At 50.2% G+C, this 3,154-nt stretch carries 1 rRNA gene; it reads right to left on the bottom strand.

Annotated features, from left to right (window positions below):
* Nucleotides 1–2,903, bottom strand: a 23S ribosomal RNA gene (locus tag BUF15_RS26345); the annotation flags it as partial.
* Nucleotides 2,904–3,154 lie beyond the last annotated feature (251 nt).

Here is a 3,154-nt window from a genome sequence, read left to right as displayed (position 1 = left end):
CACGGCTTATTAGTATCGGTAAGCTCCACGTGTTACCACGCTTCCACACCCGACCTATCAACGTTGTAGTCTACAACGAGCCTTGAGATGGCTAATGCCATGGGAAATCTCATCTTGGAGTGGGCTTCCCGCTTAGATGCTTTCAGCGGTTATCCCTGCCGAACTTAGCTACCCAGCAATGCCCCTGGCGGAACAACTGGCACACCATAGGTTCGTCCACCCCGGTCCTCTCGTACTAGGGGAAGATCTCCTCAAATTTCCTGCGCCCGCAACAGATAAGGACCAAACTGTCTCACGACGTTTTAAACCCAGCTCGCGTACCACTTTAATTGGCGAACAGCCAAACCCTTGGGACCTGCTCCAGCCCCAGGATGTGATGAGCCGACATCGAGGTGCCAAACCTCCCCGTCGATATGGACTCTTGGGGGAGATAAGCCTGTTATCCCCGGAGTACCTTTTATCCGTTGAGCGACGACCCTTCCATGCGGAATCGCCGGATCACTAAGACCTACTTTCGTACCTGCTCGAGATGTCTCTCTCGCAGTCAAGCTCCCTTATGCCTTTACACTCTACGGCTGGTTTCCAATCAGCCTGAGGGAACCATCGCGCGCCTCCGTTACTCTTTGGGAGGCGACCGCCCCAGTCAAACTACCCACCAGGCAGTGTCCCGGATCCGGATGACGGACCGCGGTTAGATTTCTAAGACAACAAGGGTGGTATTTCAAGGTTGACTCCATGACTACTGGCGTAGCCACTTCAAAGTCTCCCACCTATCCTACACATGTTGCCTCAAAAACCAATGCCAAGCTATAGTAAAGGTTCACGGGGTCTTTCTGTCTTGTTGCGGGTAACCGGCATCTTCACCGGTGCTACAGTTTCGCTGAGTCTCGGGTTGAGACAGTGGGGAAATCGTTACGCCATTCGTGCAGGTCGGAACTTACCCGACAAGGAATTTCGCTACCTTAGGACCGTTATAGTTACGGCCGCCGTTTACCGGGGCTTCGGTTCATTGCTTCGCTTGCGCTGACAAGTCCCCTTAACCTTCCGGCACCGGGCAGGCGTCAGACCCTATACATCGTCTTTCGACTTCGCAGAGTCCTGTGTTTTTAGTAAACAGTCGCTCCCCCCAATTCACTGCAACCAGACTAGGCTTCATAAGTAAATTATTACACCATGCTGGCACACCTTCTCCCGAAGTTACGGTGCTATTTTGCCGAGTTCCTTAACCCGAGTTCTCTCAAGCGCCTTGGTATTCTCTACCTGCCTACCTGTGTCGGTTTACGGTACGGTCACAATCATAACTAGATACGAGGATTTTCCTGGAAGCATGGAACCAGCCACTTTATTGTCCAAAGGACATCGTCATCACGCCTCAGTGTTAAAGAGACCCGGATTTGCCAAAGTCTCACACCTACACGCTTAAACCGGGACAACCAACGCCCGGATGGCCTTACCTTCTCCGTCCCCCCTTATCATCAAACGCTATGATAGTGGTACGGGAATATTAACCCGTTTCCCATCGACTACGCCTCTCGGCCTCGCCTTAGGAGCCGACTAACCCTGAGCAGATTAACTTGACTACAGGAAACCTTAGGCTTTCGGCGACAAGGTTTCTCACCTTGTTTTTCGCTACTCGTGTCAACATAAGCTCTTGTGGGACCTCCAGCACTCCTTTCGGTGTACCTTCTCAGGCGACCACAATGTTCTCCTACCAATCAGATAAATCTGATTCCGTAGCTTCGGTACTATGCTTAGCCCCGTTGAATTTTAGGCGCGGTATCACTAGACCAGTGAGCTATTACGCTATCTTTAAAGGGTTGCTGCTTCTAAGCCAACCTCCTGGTTGTATCTGCAATTCCACATCCTTTCCCACTTAGCATAGATTTGGGGACCTTAGCTGACGGTCTGGGTTCTTTCCCTCTCGACCACGGAACTTATCTCCCGTAGTCTGACTCCCACACTCGAACTTGACGGCATTCGGAGTTTGATAAGGGTTGGTAATCCGGTGGGACCCCTAGCCTTGTCAGTGCTCTACCTCCGTCAGTCAACATGTGAGGCTATACCTAAATATATTTCGGAGAAAACCAGCTATCACCGAGTTTGATTAGCCTTTCACTCCTAGCCACAGCTCATCCGAACAGTTTTCAACCTATATCGGTTCGGGCCTCCATCTCGTGTTACCGAGACTTCACCCTGGCCATGGCTAGATCACCCGGTTTCGGGTCTACCCCATACAACTCATTCGCCCTCTTAAGACTCGCTTTCGCTTCGGCTCCACCTCTCGGCTTAACCTTGCTGCATAGGGTAAGTCGTTGACTCATTATGCAAAAGGCACGCTGTCACACTGCTTGCGCATAGTGCTCCAACTGCTTGTAAGCTAACGGTTTCAGTTTCTATTTCACTCCCCTCCCGGGGTTCTTTTCACCTTTCCCTCACGGTACTCGTTCACTATCGGTCATCGGTTAGTATTTAGCCTTGGAGGATGGTCCCCCCATATTCCCACAGGGTTTCACGTGTCCCGTGGTACTCTTTCCAGCTAGGTCAAAATGCATTTCGTGTACCGGACTATCACCGTCTGTGGTCAGCCTTTCCATACTGTTCCACTATACATTTATGATCCATATCGCTGATTTGGGCTGATCCGCGTTCGCTCGCCGCTACTTACGGAATCTCAATTGATTTCTTTTCCTGCAGGTACTTAGATGTTTCAGTTCCCTGCGTTCGCTTCATGAACCTATGTATTGAGTTCATGATGACGGGGTATAACTCCCGCCGGGTTTCCCCATTCGGAAATCTCCGGATCAAAGCCTGTTAACGACTCCCCGAAGCTTATCGCAGCTTGCCGCGTCCTTCATCGCCTTCCGATGCCAAGGCATCCGCCGTTAGCCCTTAGTAGCTTATCCACAAAACTTGATTAAACTATAAGGTTGTATCCCTTTTGCGAGGATACTACTCAACTACTGTAACCTTCAAACCTTCCTGGCTTTCTGTACTGTTGACACGGTGACCTGACAAGGGCCGGTGTGCCATACAAAAAACCGGTTTAAAGGATTTTGTACTACTCTACTATTCAATTATCAAAGAACTGTGTTTCGTTTCAGGCGTTACGTCCTGAGTTCCATTTTTAGAGCTTTCTCTAAAAACAGAAATCAAA

It is taken from the genome of Desulfopila aestuarii DSM 18488, from assembly GCF_900143695.1.
Classification (GTDB): Bacteria; Desulfobacterota; Desulfobulbia; order Desulfobulbales; family Desulfocapsaceae; genus Desulfopila; species Desulfopila aestuarii.
Note: the sequence above shows the minus strand (reverse complement) of the source record. Positions and strands in the feature narration are given on the sequence as shown.